This window comes from Amycolatopsis sp. NPDC003865 (genome assembly GCF_053605345.1).
Map to the genome: position 1 here is coordinate 144,365 of NZ_JBSGJA010000004.1, position 14,178 is coordinate 158,542.

A 14,178-nucleotide genomic window follows, 5' to 3' on the forward strand; every position below is an offset into this window, starting at 1 on the left:
GTTTCTCTCCTTACCGGCCTTCGAGGACGACGGCCAGGCCCTGGCCGACGCCGATGCAGATGGCGGCCAGTCCCCAGCCTCCGCCGCGGCGGTGCAGGTCGTGGGCCAGGGTGCCGAGGATCCGGCCACCGGACGCGCCGAGCGGGTGACCGATGGCGATCGCGCCGCCGTGGGTGTTCACGATCTCCGGGTCGAGCTTCTTCCAGTCGCGCAGGCACGCCAGGGACTGCGCGGCGAAGGCTTCGTTCAGTTCCACCGCGGCCAGGTCGTCCCAGCCGATGCCGGCCCGCTCCAGGGCGATTTCCGCCGCGCGGACCGGACCGATGCCGAAGACGTCCGGGTCGACGCCCGCCGCGCCACGGCCGGCGATCCGGGCCAGCGGCGCCTTGTTCAGGCGGTTCGCGGTCGCCTCGTCGCCGAGGAGGAGCGCCGAGGCGCCGTCGTTCAGCGGGGAGGCGTTGCCGGCGGTGACGGTGCCGTTTTCCTTGCGGAAGACGGGCTTCAGCTTGGCGAGCTTCTCGGGGCTGGAGTCCGGGCGGATGCCCTCGTCACGGGTCAGGTCGACGCCCTCGACCGGGACGACCAGGTCGTCGTAGAACCCTTCGTCCCACGCCTTCGCGGCGTTGACGTGGCTGCGGGCGGCGAAGGCGTCCTGCTCGTCGCGGCCGATGCCGTAGCGCTCGGCGAGCTGTTCGGTGGACTCGCCGAGGGAGATCGTCCACTGCGACGGCATCGCCGGGTTGACCATGCGCCAGCCGAGCGCGGTGTTGTAGAGGGTCTGGTTGCCGGCGGGAAAGGCCTTTTCCGGCTTCGGCATGACCAGCGGCGAGCGGGTCATCGACTCGACACCGCCGGCGACGACCAGGGACGCGTCGCCGACCTGGATCGCGCGGCTGGCCTGCATCACCGCGTCCAGGCCGGAGCCGCAGAGGCGGTTGACGGTGTTGCCCGGGACGCTCGTCGGCCAGCCGGCGAGGAGGGCGGCCATGCGGGCGACGTTGCGGTTGTCCTCGCCCGCGCCGTTCGCGTCGCCGAGCGTCACTTCGTCCACTGTGGACGGATCGAGGTCGTTGCGGGCCTGGAGCGCCTTGAGGACCCCCGCGGCCAGGTCGTCCGGGCGCACGCCGGCCAGCGCGCCGCCGTAACGGCCGAAGGGGGTGCGGATCGCGTCGAGGACGTAGACGTCGGTCATGCCTTCTCCAGGTCTCGGAGCACGGTCAGCTCCTGCTCGGTCGGGGCGGGGGTGACCTTGAGGTCGTCCGCGACCTTCAGTGTCCACCCCGTGGCCTTGACCGCCTGGTCGAGCTCCACGCCCGGGTGGAGCTCGGTGAGGGTGAGTTCGGCGGTCTCCGGGTCGGGACGCAGCAGGCCGAGGTCGGTCACCACCAGGGTCGGGCCCTTGCCGGGGAGGCCGAGCTTCTCGCGGTCGCCCTTGCCGGAGCCGTGGCCGAAGGAGGTCACGAAGTCGACCTTCTCGACGAAGGCGCGGGGGCTCTGGCGCAGGACGATGAACACCTCGCCGCAGGAGGCCGCGATCTCGGGGGCGCCGCCCGCGCCGGGGAGGCGGACCTTCGGGTCGTGGTAGTCGGAGCCGATGACGGTCGTGTTGATGTTGCCGAACTTGTCGAGCTGGGCGGCGCCGAGGAAGCCGACATCGATCCGGCCGGGCTGGAGCCAGTAGTTGAACACCTCGGGGACGCTGACCACGGCGTCGGCGGTGTCGGCCAGCTCGCCGTCGCCGATGGACAGCGGGAGGCGGGACGGCTTCGCGCCGAGGCAGCCGGATTCGTAGATGAGGGTGAGGTTCGGGGCGTGGGCGCGGCGGGCGAGGTTGGCCGCTTTGCTGGGGAGGCCGATGCCGACGAAGCAGGAGGAGCCGTCGGCGAGGGCGCGGGCGGCCGCGATGCTCATCATCTCGTCGGCGGTGTAGTCGGTGCTCACGCTGGGACCTCCGCGGGGTCGGGCGGGGTGGGGCGGGTTGGGGCGCTGGGGGTGGGTTGGGCGGCAGCGGGGCTGTGGGTCGCGCGGGCTCGCCGGGCCGAGCGGCTTGGGGCGCTGGGGGTGGGCTGGGCGGCGCCGGGGTCGTGGGTCGCGCGGGCTCGCCGGGCCAAGCGGATCGGGACGCCGGAGGTGGGTGGGGCGGCGCCGAGGCCGTGAGCCGCACGAACCCGCCGGACCGAGCAGATCGAGAAGCCGGAGGTGGGCTGGGCGGCGCCGGGGCCGTGGACCGAGCGCACCGGGACGCTGGAAGCCGGACGGGCAGCACCGAGACCGTCAGCCGCACGAACTCGCCGGACCGAGCAGATCGGGAAGCTGGAGGCGGGCCGGGCAGCGCCGGGGCCGTGGGCCGCGCGGGCTCGCCGGGGCCAGGGGCTCAACGCGGCTGAGGGCTGCCGGGCGAGCAGGCTCGTGGTCATGCCTTCACGCCCGTCAGCTCGTTCAGCCACTTCGTGAACGCCTCGCGGTCGCGGCCCACTTCGTCCCAGGCCTGGTACGCCGAGTTGTCGCGCTCGTAGTAGCCCGCCGCGTACGACGGCTTTGCGCCGCCTGGGACTTCGGCCACCGCTGTCAGCGCCCAGGCCGGGAGGACCAGCGCTCCCGGGCGGGGCTCCAGCTCGTCGACGATCTCCTCGACCGTCACGATCGAGCGCTTCGCCGCCAGGACCGCTTCCTTCTGGACACCCGTGATGCCCCACATCTGGACGTTGCCGTCGCGGTCCGCGCGCTGGGCGTGGACGATTGTCACGTCCGGGTTCAGGGCCGGGACCGCCGTGAGGCGCTCGCCGGTGAACGGGCACGTGATCGGTTTGATCGTGTCCGTCTGGGCCGGGAGGTCCGTGCCCGTGTAGCCGCGCAGCACCGCGAACGGCAGGCCGGACGCGCCGGCCACGTAGCGGTTCGCCATGCCCGCGTGGCTGTGCTCCTCGATTTCCAGCGGGACCGGCCAGTCGTGCTGGACCGCGTCGCGGAACCGGTGCAGCGAGCCCACTCCGGGGTTGCCACCCCAGGAAAAGATCAGCTTGCTCGCGCAGCCCGCGCCGATCAGCTGGTCGTACACGATGTCCGGGGTCATCCGCACCAGCGTCAGGCCCCGCCTGCCCTGCCGGATGATCTCCTGCCCGGCCGCGACCGGGATGAGGTGCGTGAACCCTTCGAGCGCGACGGTGTCGCCGTCGTGCACCAGCCGGCCCACGGCCTCCTCCAGCGACAGCAGCTCCGCCATCCCACGCTCCGAATCTGTTCGCATCACGCACACTCGTTCTGAAACCGAACATAGCATGACGGGAAGGCCGCCGACCAGATGTCTTCCACCCAATGGATGACGCACGCACGACGAAGGGGACTTTTCTCGCCGTTCGCGCGAGAAAGTCCCCTTCGCCGGGAAAAGCTCAGCCGATCCGGACCAGCCGGGAGCCGTGCGGAGGTACCGCCGCGGCTGTCCAGGAGCCGCGGAACCGCCCGAGGTCCTTTCGCGCGACGAGGTCACGCACCGGCCGCGCGCCCGGGACACCCAGGTCCACCGTGATGTCCGCGGGCGTGGAACCCAGGTTGTAGACGGCCGCGTACCAGCTGCCGTCGGGCGCGCGCTTCTTCCACACCTGGTGCTCGCCGCCGGTCACCTGCGTCGGGTAGGTACCGGACTGGTCGACCCGGATGACCTCCGGATTCGTCAGGATCGACACCGCGAAGGCGTCCAGGAAGTAGATGTCTCCCCCGACGTACAGCGGCGAAGACGCCATGGACCAGAACGTCATCACGCTCTGCCGCTCGACGTCGGAGATGCCGTCCTGGATGCCGGACCCCGTGTTGTTGCTGATCGGCATCGAGTCCAGGTCCGGCCGGTACCGCGGGCCGAACACGCCCAGCCACGAAGGCAGGTCCGTCCACCGCGCCTTCACCGAGCTGTCCCAGGTGGACACCGTCTCGCAGTAGCACTCGACGTCGGTGTCGACGCGCACGCCGTTCGCGTAAGGGGCCAGCGAAGAGCCGATGGACCGCGGCACCGGCCAGGCGCTGGCCGTCAGCCACATCGGCCGTCGCGAGTGGTCGATGGCGGCGGACCACGCCTTGATGTCGGCGACGTTGTCCGCGGTCGTCCCGTCGACCTTGACGAAGTCGACGCCCCAGGACGCGAACCGGGCCACGATCGAGTCGTAGTACTTCTGCGCGCAGGGGTTGGCGAAGTCGACCTTCCAGTTGCCGCCCCAGCCGTTGGACGGCGTCAGCGGCCGGTAGGCGATGTCCTGCGCGTGGCACGACGTCCCGAGGATCGGCGCGTTCTTGTCGTAGACCTCCTTCTCGAGGCCGGTGACCGCGTACAGGCCGAGTTTGAGCCCGAGCCCGTGCACGGAGGAGGCCAGCGCGGGGATCCCGGACGGAAAGCGGCCCGGATCCGGGGTCGGGATGCCGTTGGCGTCGGTGTGGAACACCCACGACAGGTCGGCGTTCCAGCCCGAGTCGATGTTGACGTAGGTGTAGCCGGCGGGCTTGAGCTTCGTGGCGAGGGCCTGAGCCGCGTCGCGTACGTGCGACTCGTTGAGCCACGAAGTGCCGTAACCCGCGCGGGTCGAGGACTCCAGGCTCCAGCTGCTCCAGCCCATGAACGGCCGGACGAACGGTGTCCGCGCGCCGGCCACCGGAACCAGGAAGGACAAGAACCCGAGCACAGCGAGGAAGACGGAAAAGAAGCGCTTCAAAGGAACACTCCTCGATAGGGGGACTTACTCCTTGAGCCCGCTCGCCGCGATCCCGCGGACGATGAACCGCTGGGCGACCAGGAACATCGCGACGAGCGGCGCGATGGTGACGAGCGCGCCGGCGAACAGCGCCGGCAGGTTGACCGACTGCGCGGTCAGGAAGGTCGAGAGCGCGATCTGCGCGGTCCACGACGACGGGTCCTGCCCGATCACCAGCGGCCACAGGAACGCGTTCCAGCTTTCGATGAACATCAGCGCGCCGAGCGAGGCGATCATGCTTCCCGAGTTGGGGAGCACCAGGCGCCGGTAGACGCCGAGGTAGCCGAGCCCGTCGAGCCGGCCGGCTTCTTCGATCTCGGCCGGGAACCGCAGGTAGAAGTTACGGAAGAGGATGACGGTGAACGCGCTGAACAGGTTCGGCGCGATGATGCCCCACTCCGTGTTGACCCCGCCCATCGACCCGACGACGACGAACGTCGGAACGAACGTCACCGACTGCGGGATCATCAGCGTGACCAGCACGTAGGTGAAAACGAAGCGGCGCCCGGGCACGGTGATCCGGGCCAGCGCGTACCCCGCCATCGAGCCGAACAACGTCCCCACGGGCGCGGTGACGATCGCGACCAGGAACGAGTTCCCGAGAGCGTGCGCCATCGGCACCGACGCGTCGGCGAACAGGTCGCCGAAGTTCACCCACGACAGCGGGTCCGGCAGCCACGACCAGTCCGGCGAGCTGACCTGCTGCCGCGTCATCAGCGCGTTGCGCACCATGATGTAGAACGGCAGCAGGAAGATCAGGGCGAGCACGGACGCCAGGACGTACTTCGGCGCCTTCCGAACGCGGGGAACGGCGAGGACGGCCATCAGTCCTTCTTCCCGAAGCCGACGAACCGGCCCTGCAGCAGGGTGATCACGACGATGATCACGGTGAGCAGGAACGCGCCCGCCGAGCCGACGCCGTAGTTCTGGTCGCCGAGCGCGGAGTCGTACAGGTAGACCAGCGGCGGCTTCACCGGCGCGGTCGCCGTGCCGGAAAGCCCGGTGCCGAACAGGTTGTAGAACTCGTCGAACGCCTGGAACGCAGCGATCAGGATCAGCAGCAGCACCGCCACCGACGTGTTCCGCAGCTGCGGCAGCGTGATGTACCGGAAGGCCTGCCACTTCGTCGTGCCGTCCAGCTCGCCGGCTTCGTACAGCGACGGCGAGATCGCCTGCAGGCCGGCCAGGAACAGGATCATGTACAGCCCGACCTGCAGCCACAGCCGCAGCGTCACGACCGCGACCCAGTACAGCGGCGGGCTCGTCGTCGACAGCCACGGCACCGGGTCGGCGCCGAACAGCCCGCCGACGACGTTCGCGACGCCGGACGGCAGGCCGTTGAACAGCGCCATCTTCCACACCAGCGCCGCGACGACGTAGGACACCGCCGCCGGGATGAGGAAGACCGTCCGGAAGAACGCCTTGCCGCGCTTGATGCTGTTGATCAGCACCGCGAGGCCCAGCGACGCGACGAACGTGATCGGCACGATGAACACCGTGAAGACCGCGATCGTCGACAGCGATGTCAGGAAGGCGTCGTCACCCAGCAGGAACGCGTAGTTGTCGAAGCCGATCCAATGCCCGAGCGAGATCGTGCCACGGGCGTCGTTGAAGCTGAGGAGGAAGCTCCACGCGATCGCGACGTACTTGAACAGCCCCAGCCCGATCACGACCGGCCCGGTCAGCACCGCGAACGCGCCGATCGCGCGCCAGTCGCGACGCTTCATGCCAGCTGCTTGTCGACTTCGGCCTGCGCCTTCTGCGCCGCGTCGCCGAGCTCGGCGGCCGCGTCGGCCTGCCCGTTCGCGATCTTCGTCGCGGCCTGCAGGAACAGCGTCGCCGACGCCTTGTTCCACAAGCCGGAGTAGGACTTGCCGTTCTGCTGCGAGATCGTCACGGCGTCCTTCGCCGCGCCGCTGGAGAACTCGGTGGTTTGCGCGGCAACCGGCTTGCGCGCCGGGATGTGGAAGCCGTACTTGACGCACCAGTCCTTCTGCAGGTCGGCGTTCTTGATCCACAGCCAGTCGATGTACTTCTTGACGGCGTCGAGGTTCTGGCTCTTGGCGTTGGCCAGCTGGTACCAGCCGCCGACGCGGGCGACCTGCTTGCCGGCGTCGCCGAACTTCGGCCACGCGACGACGCCGAAGTCGTCGCCCAGTGCCTTCTTGATGTCCGGCAGGGACCACAGGCCACCCCACTGCATGGCGGTGGCGCCGTTGGCGAACGCGCCAGGGTCGGACCAGTCGGTCGGGTAGCCCTGGAGCAGGCCGCCGGTGTCGTGCAGCTGCTTCAGCCCGCCGATCGCGGCGATCGCCTCGGGCGAGGCGAACGCGACCTTCTTGCCGCTCGAGTCGAAGAAGTCCCCGCCGGACGACCAGAGCAGCAGCGTCGCCGCTTCGCCGACACCGTCGGTGCCGACGTACAGGCCCTTCTGCTTGCCGGTGTTCAGCTTCCGCGTCGCTTCGAGGAGCTCGGCGAACGTCTGCGGCGGCTGGACGCCCGCGGCCCGCAGCGCGCTCTTGCGGTAGTACAGCATCATGACGTCGTCGATCATCTTGACGCCGTAGATCTTGCCGTCGACGGTCACCGTGTCCAGCGCGGCCTGGCTGAAGTCGCCCTTCACCGGGTTCACGATGTCGTCGAGCGGCGCGAGCAGGCCGTTCTTGACGTTCTGGTACCGGAAGTCGCCCAGTTCGAAAAGGTCCGGCGCCTGTGCGGTGAGCATCGCCGAATTCAGCTTGGTCTCGTAGTCGCCGGCGATCCAGCTGACGTTGATCGCGATGTCCGGGTTGGCCTTGGTGAACTCCTGGGCGTAGCGCTGGACGGCTTGCTGCGTCCCGGATTCGCCGTACGCGTGGTACCACTGCTGCAACGTGACCTTCGCGCCGGCCGACGCGCCCGCGTTCTTGTTCAACGGGTCCGAAGTGCAGCCCGCCAGGGCCGCTCCCCCGGCGAAGAGGACGGAACCGACCAGGAAGCTTCTACGATTCATGGGGCTCACAGGGACTCCTTAGACGCTCTCGGCGACGAAAAGACTTTGGATGGCGACGGCGGCCGCCCCCCGCGCCCACTCCTCGAACGGCAGCGGCCGGATCACCAGGCCGCACCGCGCGGCGCTGCCGAACGCCTGGACCGCGAAGGTCCGGCGGATCTGGTCTTCGAACAAGTCGTAGGTGGCGACGCCTTCACCGGAGACGACGACCCGCTCCGGGCCGAACAGGTTGACCAGCGCGGCCAGGCCGAGCCCGATCGCGTGCCCCGCCCCGGCGAAGACCTCGCGCAGCGCGTCATCGCCGCCGCGGGCGCGCGTCACGGCGTCTTCCGTGGTCAACGCGGGGTCGCCGGCGACTTCGCGGGCGCGCGTCAAGATCGCTTCGGTGGAGGCGATCGCTTCGACGCAGCCCTGGCCGCCGCAGTGGCAGGCCGGGCCGCCGTCGGCGACCGGGACGTGCCCGATCTCACCCGCGACCCCGTGCGCGCCGCGGACGAGATCGCCGTTGACGACGAGCGCGCTGCCGATCCCGGTGCCCACGGTGACCAGCGCGAACGAGGATGCGCCGACGCCTTCGCCGAACCACTGCTCGGCGACGGCGAGCGCCTTGACGTCGTTCTCCAGCGTCGCCGTGAGCCCGGTGGCCTCTTCCAGGAGGGCCGCCAGGGGCACGTCCCGCCAGCCGAGGAACGGCGAGTACCGGACGACGCCCGAAGCGCGGTCGACGTCACCGGACACCGCGACGCCCAGGCAGTAGGCGCGTTCGCGGAGGTCGCCGGTCAGCAGCTCGCCGACGAGGTCGGCCAAAGCGCCGACGACGTGCTCGACGTCGTGGCTCTTCAGCGCGTGGTGGGCGCTGGCCCGGACGTCGGCGCGCAGGTCGGTGACGACGCCGATGAGGTCGTCGCCGGTGATCTTGACGCCGACGAAGTACTCGCGGTCCGGGCGGATGGCCAGGGGGTTCGCGGGGCGGCCGGCACCGGGTGTGGTGCGCCCTTCGGAGGCGAGTTCTTCGAGGTAACCGGCTTCGATGAACGGCCGGGCCGCCTTGGTGACCGCGGCCGACGACAGCCCCGTGCGCCGGGCGACGTCGACGCGGGAGACCGGCCCTTCGGTCAGGACCGTGGTGAACACGGTCGCCGCCGCGGGACTGGTGATCGGCGCCCTTGCCGGTGCACTGCGAGGCATGGCCGGAAGGGTAGGCAGGATTAATTAACTTCGTCAAGAATTTATTTTTTCGCTGGTCATGCCTACGCTCGGGATCATGTCGCTCGTCGAACACGACCCCGCGCACCGGCTCTGGCTGCTGCGCACCCCCGACAGCTCCTACGCCTTCCGCCTCGACGCCGACGACCGGCCGCGGCACGTCCACTGGGGCCCGCCGCTCACGCTGGCCCAGGCCACGCAGGTCGCCGCGCGCCGCAATCCGGCCGACAGCAGCTTCGACGAGCCCGGCGACGAACGGCAGGAACTGCCGGCCGAGGGCGGCGCGTTCTTCGGCGTCGCGGCACTGGCCGTGCGGTACGAAGACGGGACGTCGGCGCTCGAGTGGCGCTACGACGGGCACACCAGCACCGAGGACTCCCTGGTCGTGCGGCTCGCGGACCGGCACTACCCCTTGGAACTCTCGCTGCACTACCGCGTCCGCGGCAACGTCGTCGAGCGCTGGACGTCGCTGCGCAACACCGGCGAGGTCCCCATCTCGTTGCTGCGCACCGATTCCGCGTCGTGGACGCTTCCCCGGCGCGACGGCGCGCGGCTGACCCGGACGTCGGGGGCCTGGAGCGCCGAGTACGGCGTGCTGCGCGAAGCCGTGCCGGTCGGCGAAACCACGCTCACCAGCCGGCGCGGCGTGTCCAGCCACCAGGTCAACCCGTGGGTGATGCTCGACGCGGGCGACGCGACCGAGACGGCGGGCGAGGTGTGGTCCACCGCGCTCGCCTGGAGCGGCAGCTGGCGGATCACCGTCGAGCACACGCACACCGGGCGCGTCACGTGGACCGGCGGGTTCGGCCACGAGCACGTCGGCTGGCGGCTGCTGCGCGGCGAAACGTGGGAGACGCCGGTGTTCGCCGGGCTCTACTCGGCCGACGGCTTCGGCGGCACCAGCCGGCGGTGGCACGCCTACGTCCGCGAGTTCGTCCAGCCGCACCCCGAGGAGCTGCGGCCGATCGTCTACAACTCGTGGGAGGCGACCGGCTGGGACGTCGACGAAGCCACCGAGACGGCCCTCGCGGCGGCCGCGGCGGAACTGGGAGCCGAACTGTTCGTCATGGACGACGGCTGGTTCGGCGCCCGCACCGGCGACACCGCCGGGCTCGGCGACTGGACCCCCAACGAACAGCGCTTCCCGGACGGGCTGGGCCCCTTGGTCGACGCCGTCCACGCGCACGGGATGAAGTTCGGGCTGTGGGTGGAGCCGGAGATGGTCAACCCGGACAGCGATCTCTACCGCGCGCACCCGGACTGGGTGCTGCACATGGCCCACCGCGAACGCACCACGCTGCGCAACCAGCTGGTCCTGAACTTCGCGCGCGCGGACGTCGCGGACTGGGCGCACAAGTGGCTCGACCGGCTCGTCGGCGAGCACGGCATCGACTACCTCAAGTGGGACATGAACCGCGCGTTCACCGAAGCCGGCTGGCCCGGCGGCGAGGCCGGGCGGGTGTGGGTGGACCACGTCCGCGCGGTGCACGCGATCCTGGACCGGCTGCGCGCCGACCACCCGGCGCTGCGGATCCAGGGCTGCGCCGGCGGCGGCGGGCGGACCGACCTCGGGATCCTCGCGCGCACCGACGAAATCTGGGCGTCGGACAACACCGACGCCGCCGACCGGATCACCATCCAGCACGGCTACGGGCAGCTCTACCCGGCGGGCACGATGTCGGCCTGGGTCACCGACAGCCCGAACCCGACGACCGGCCGCGAAGCGCCGCTGAGCTTCCGCTTCCACGTCGCGATGGCCGGGGTGCTCGGGCTCGGCGGTGACCTGCCCCGCTGGTCGGCCGCCGAACTCGCGGAAGCGGCGGAACTCGTGGCGCTGTACAAGGAGATCCGGCCGGTCGTGCAGCAGGGCGAGCTGTACCGGCTGACGGACCCGGCGACGTCGGCGCTGACAGCTGTCCAGTACGTCCTGGGCGGCGAGGTCGTCGTGTTCTTCTGGCGGCGTCCCACGGAGTTCGCGCGGCCGGTCACGCCGCCGCGCCTGGCCGGGCTGGATCCGTCCGCGCGGTACCGCGATTCCGGCGGCGTCGCGCACGACGGGGCGGTGCTGCTGAGCCACGGCCTCGACGTCGACCTGCCGGGCAGCGGCTACGCGAGCGCGGTGGTGCGGCTGACCAGGGTCTGATTACCCACGCCGATCGGCGTGACCGGGGCGGGTGAGACCGATTGACTTTTCACGCACCGCGAGCCGAATGTGAAAGTCCTTCACCCTGCTCGCCAACGGAGGCAGCATGCGCAAGCGCCTGTCCGCCCTGCTCACGATCCCCGCGCTCGCCGTGCTCGCCTTCGCCGCCCCGGCGTCGGCGAGCACGGGCTACCACGAGTACGTCGCCCTGGGCGATTCGTGGACCGCCGACGTCTTCGTCACCTTGCCACCCAGCACCGAGTTCACCCCGCTCGACTGCGCGCAGTCCACTTCGGACTACCCGCACGAGCTGGCCGGCGCGCTGGGCGTCGGGACGTTCCGCGACGCCAGCTGCGGCGGCGCGACGACGACCGACTTCACGCAGCCGCAGAAGCTGCCGCTGGGCGGGACGAACCCGCCGCAGTTCGACCGGCTCACGGCCACCACGGACCTCGTCACCGTCGGGATCGGCGGCAACGACATCGGGCTCGCGTCGGCCGTGACGAAGTGCCTGAACCTGCTGCCGGTGAGCACGTGCAAGGCGAAGTTCACCGCGGGCGGCGTCGACCAGCTGGAAAACGCTGTCGCCGCGACGGAACCGAAGATCGCGGCATCGCTGCAGGCGATCAAAGAGCGCTCGCCGAACGCGCGGATCCTGCTGGTGAACTACCTCGCCGGGCTGCCCGCGAGCGGGAAGGGCTGCTGGCCGGTCATCCCGATCGCCGATGGCGACGTCGCCTACCTGCAGGCGAAGTTCCTTTCGATGAACGCGATGCTCGCGCGCGTGGCCGCGGACAACGGCGTCGAACTCGTCGACACCTACTCCCCCACGCTCGGGCACGACGCGTGCCAAGCGCCCACGGTCCGGTACGTCGAGGGCCTGATCCCGATCTCGACGAGCAACCCGCTGCTGCTCGCGTTCCCCTTCCACCCCAACGGAGCCGGGGCCGCGGCGCAGTCGGAGATCGTCCTCGACGCGGTTCAGCGGGGCTGAATTGTCGGTGCCGTGAACTAGTCTGTCGGAGTGGCCAAGATCGTGGTGACCCGATGGATTCCCGACGACGCGGTGAAGCTCCTCGCCGAGGCGGGCGACGTGGTGGTGTCGCCCGCCGACCGGCCGTTGGCGCCGGACGAACTGCGCGAGTTCGTCTCCGGCTCTTCGGCGGTCGTCGGGATGCTGCACGACCGGCTCGACGGCGCGCTGGCCGACGCCGCCGGCCCGGGGCTGAAGGTGGTCGCGAACGTCGCCGTCGGGTACGACAACGTCGACGTCCCGGCGCTGGCATCGCGCGGGATCGTCGTCACGAACACGCCGGGCGTGCTCACCGACGCGACCGCCGACCTCGCGTTCGGCCTGCTGCTCGCCGTCACGCGGCGGCTCGGCGAAGGCGAGCGGCTGCTGCGCTCGCGCACGCCGTGGTCGTTCCACCTCGGGTTCCTGCTCGGCTCGGGCCTGCAGGGCAAGACGCTCGGTATCGTCGGGCTCGGCCAGATCGGCCGCGCGATGGCTCGCCGGGCGCAGGCGTTCGGGATGTCGATCGTCTACTCAGGACGGTCGAAGCAGGACTTCGACGCGGAGTACGTGTCCTTCGAGGATCTCCTGGCGCGGTCGGACGTCGTTTCGCTGCACTGCCCGCTGACACCCGAGACCCGGCACCTCCTCGACGCCGCCGCGTTGCGCGCCATGAAACCCGGCGCGTACCTGGTGAACACGACGCGCGGCCCGGTCGTCGACGAGGCCGCGCTGGCGGACGCCCTCGAGGCCGGGGAGATCGCCGGCGCCGCGCTGGACGTGTTCGAAAAGGAGCCCGAGGTCGAACCGCGGCTGCTCGGCCGCGACGACGTCGTGCTGAGCCCGCACCTCGGGTCCGCCACGGTGGAGACGCGGACGGAGATGGCCGTGCTGGCGGCCCGCAACGTCGTCGAAGTGCTGGGCGGACGGGCCCCGCTGACGGAGGTGAAGCCGTGACCAGGGTCGTCATCGCACCCGACAAGTTCAAGGGCAGTCTCACCGCGGTCGAGGCCGCGGAGGCGATCGCGCTCGGCGTGCGCGACGCCCTGCCGGACGCCGAGGTCGTCACGTGCCCGGTCGCCGACGGCGGCGAAGGCACCCTCGACGTCCTCGAAGCGGCGGGCGCGCGGCTCGTGCGGCTGACGGTCCGCGGCCCCTTGGACGAGCAGGTCAAGGCGTCCTACGCGGTACTGGACGGCACGGCGTACGTCGAGTCCGCGCGCGCGTGCGGGATCGAGTTCGTCGAGCCCAGCCCGGAAACCGCGCTGGCCGCGCACACCTGGGGTGTCGGCGAGCTGCTCATGGACGCGCTCGTGCACGGCGCCCGCCGGCTGGTGCTGACGGTCGGCGGCACGGCCAGCACCGACGGCGGCGCCGGGATGCTGGGCGCGCTCGGCGCCGGTGTGCTGGACGCGTTCGGCGCGCCGGTCGGCTTGGGCGGCGGGACGCTGGGCCGCGTCGCCTCGACCGAACTGACGCCGGTGCGGGAGCGGCTGAACGGGGTGAGCGTCGCCGTCGCGACCGACGTCACGAACCCGTTGCTGGGGCCGTCGGGGGCGGCGGCGGTGTTCGGGCCGCAGAAGGGCGCCGGACCCTCGGAGGTCGCGTTGCTCGACGAAGCGCTCGGGCGGTGGGCGCACGCGCTTCAGGTGGGCGGCGCCCCGGACGTCTCGCGGGTTCCGGGTGCGGGGGCCGGTGGCGGGGTGGCCGCCGCCGCGATCGCGCTCGGGGCGAGCGTCGAGTCCGGGTTCGACCTCATCGCCGGGCTGACCGGCGTCGACCAGGCGCTGGACGGCGCCGATCTCGTCATCACCGGCGAGGGGTCGCTCGACGAGCAGAGCCTGAACGGCAAGGCACCGGCGGGAATCGCGGACCGGGCCCGGCCCCGCGGGGTGCCGGTGCTGGCGCTGGCCGGGCGGATCCAGCTCGATTCCGCCGGGCTGGCGCGGCTGGGCGTGGTGGGGAGCAGCGCGTTGCTCGACCACGCGCCGTCCCTGGACTACGCGCGAGCGCACGCGGCGGAACTGCTGCGGGCTCGCGCGGAGGAGGTGGTGCGCGCCTGGCGGGCCGGCTGACCCGGGCACGGCAC

Annotated in this window: 12 protein-coding genes; 4 read left to right on the forward strand and 8 right to left on the reverse strand. The window is 71.1% G+C overall.

Features of this window, described 5'->3' with window-relative positions; translation table 11 throughout:
• Nucleotides 1–10: 10 nt before the first annotated feature.
• The 8 genes from ACWEVP_RS12265 to ACWEVP_RS12300 all read right to left on the reverse strand — a co-directional run bounded on the left by ACWEVP_RS12265 (nucleotide 11) and on the right by ACWEVP_RS12300 (nucleotide 8,916).
• The gene (locus ACWEVP_RS12265; RefSeq protein WP_452062608.1) at nucleotides 11–1,192 is read right to left on the reverse strand and encodes a thiolase family protein; all 1,182 of its coding nucleotides are present in this window, start codon (nucleotides 1,190–1,192) and stop codon (nucleotides 11–13) included.
• Nucleotides 1,189–1,914, reverse strand: a complete 726-nt coding sequence (locus ACWEVP_RS12270; RefSeq protein ID WP_452062936.1) for a CoA-transferase subunit beta — start codon at nucleotides 1,912–1,914, stop codon at nucleotides 1,189–1,191. The genes ACWEVP_RS12265 and ACWEVP_RS12270 overlap by 4 nt, the downstream gene beginning before the upstream one ends.
• A 499-nt stretch (nucleotides 1,915–2,413) precedes the next feature.
• Nucleotides 2,414–3,223: a CoA transferase subunit A gene (locus tag ACWEVP_RS12275; RefSeq protein ID WP_452062609.1), complete on the reverse strand. Its 810-nt coding sequence runs from the start codon at nucleotides 3,221–3,223 to the stop codon at nucleotides 2,414–2,416.
• 166 nt (nucleotides 3,224–3,389) lie between these two features.
• Nucleotides 3,390–4,697: a glycoside hydrolase family 27 protein gene (locus ACWEVP_RS12280; RefSeq protein ID WP_452062610.1), complete on the reverse strand. Its 1,308-nt coding sequence runs from the start codon at nucleotides 4,695–4,697 to the stop codon at nucleotides 3,390–3,392.
• A gap of 24 nt (nucleotides 4,698–4,721) precedes the next feature.
• On the reverse strand, nucleotides 4,722–5,561 hold the full coding sequence (locus tag ACWEVP_RS12285; RefSeq protein ID WP_452062611.1) for a carbohydrate ABC transporter permease: 840 nt from the start codon (nucleotides 5,559–5,561) through the stop codon (nucleotides 4,722–4,724).
• Nucleotides 5,561–6,463 carry a carbohydrate ABC transporter permease gene (locus ACWEVP_RS12290; protein ID WP_452062612.1) on the reverse strand — a complete coding sequence of 301 codons (903 nt, stop codon included), beginning with the start codon at nucleotides 6,461–6,463 and terminating at the stop codon, nucleotides 5,561–5,563. The genes ACWEVP_RS12285 and ACWEVP_RS12290 overlap by 1 nt, the downstream gene beginning before the upstream one ends.
• A complete protein-coding gene (locus ACWEVP_RS12295; protein WP_452062613.1) occupies nucleotides 6,460–7,728 on the reverse strand; it encodes an ABC transporter substrate-binding protein in 1,269 nt (422 codons plus the stop codon). The genes ACWEVP_RS12290 and ACWEVP_RS12295 overlap by 4 nt, the downstream gene beginning before the upstream one ends.
• An 18-nt stretch (nucleotides 7,729–7,746) precedes the next feature.
• Nucleotides 7,747–8,916, reverse strand: coding sequence for an ROK family protein (locus ACWEVP_RS12300; protein ID WP_452062614.1), 1,170 nt, complete (start codon nucleotides 8,914–8,916; stop codon nucleotides 7,747–7,749).
• Nucleotides 8,917–8,992: 76 nt separating this feature from the next.
• Here ACWEVP_RS12300 and ACWEVP_RS12305 point away from each other — a divergent pair, with 76 nt between their 5' ends.
• The 4 genes from ACWEVP_RS12305 to ACWEVP_RS12320 all read left to right on the forward strand — a co-directional run bounded on the left by ACWEVP_RS12305 (nucleotide 8,993) and on the right by ACWEVP_RS12320 (nucleotide 14,164).
• The gene (locus ACWEVP_RS12305; protein WP_452062615.1) at nucleotides 8,993–11,077 is read left to right on the forward strand and encodes an alpha-galactosidase; all 2,085 of its coding nucleotides are present in this window, start codon (nucleotides 8,993–8,995) and stop codon (nucleotides 11,075–11,077) included.
• A gap of 106 nt (nucleotides 11,078–11,183) precedes the next feature.
• A complete protein-coding gene (locus ACWEVP_RS12310) occupies nucleotides 11,184–12,071 on the forward strand; it encodes an SGNH/GDSL hydrolase family protein (RefSeq protein WP_452062616.1) in 888 nt (295 codons plus the stop codon).
• A 30-nt stretch (nucleotides 12,072–12,101) separates the two neighbouring features.
• On the forward strand, nucleotides 12,102–13,046 hold the full coding sequence (locus tag ACWEVP_RS12315) for a 2-hydroxyacid dehydrogenase (RefSeq protein WP_452062617.1): 945 nt from the start codon (nucleotides 12,102–12,104) through the stop codon (nucleotides 13,044–13,046).
• Entirely contained in the window at nucleotides 13,043–14,164 is a 1,122-nt protein-coding gene (locus ACWEVP_RS12320) for a glycerate kinase (protein ID WP_452062618.1), read from the forward strand. The genes ACWEVP_RS12315 and ACWEVP_RS12320 overlap by 4 nt, the downstream gene beginning before the upstream one ends.
• The last annotated feature ends 14 nt before the right edge of the window (nucleotides 14,165–14,178 follow it).

Excerpts from the sequence above, each read along its gene's own strand:
- ACWEVP_RS12265 (WP_452062608.1), bottom strand. The coding sequence starts at position 1,192 with ATGACCGACGTCTACGTCCTCGACGCGATCCGCACCCCCTTCGGCCGT.
- ACWEVP_RS12270 (WP_452062936.1), bottom strand. The coding sequence starts at position 1,914 with ATGATGAGCATCGCGGCCGCCCGCGCCCTCGCCGACGGCTCCTCCTGC.
- ACWEVP_RS12275 (WP_452062609.1), bottom strand. The coding sequence starts at position 3,223 with ATGGCGGAGCTGCTGTCGCTGGAGGAGGCCGTGGGCCGGCTGGTGCAC.
- ACWEVP_RS12285 (WP_452062611.1), bottom strand. The coding sequence starts at position 5,561 with ATGGCCGTCCTCGCCGTTCCCCGCGTTCGGAAGGCGCCGAAGTACGTC.
- ACWEVP_RS12290 (WP_452062612.1), bottom strand. The coding sequence starts at position 6,463 with ATGAAGCGTCGCGACTGGCGCGCGATCGGCGCGTTCGCGGTGCTGACC.
- ACWEVP_RS12295 (WP_452062613.1), bottom strand. The coding sequence starts at position 7,728 with ATGAATCGTAGAAGCTTCCTGGTCGGTTCCGTCCTCTTCGCCGGGGGA.
- ACWEVP_RS12300 (WP_452062614.1), bottom strand. The coding sequence starts at position 8,916 with ATGCCTCGCAGTGCACCGGCAAGGGCGCCGATCACCAGTCCCGCGGCG.
- ACWEVP_RS12305 (WP_452062615.1), top strand. The coding sequence starts at position 8,993 with ATGTCGCTCGTCGAACACGACCCCGCGCACCGGCTCTGGCTGCTGCGC.
- ACWEVP_RS12310 (WP_452062616.1), top strand. The coding sequence starts at position 11,184 with ATGCGCAAGCGCCTGTCCGCCCTGCTCACGATCCCCGCGCTCGCCGTG.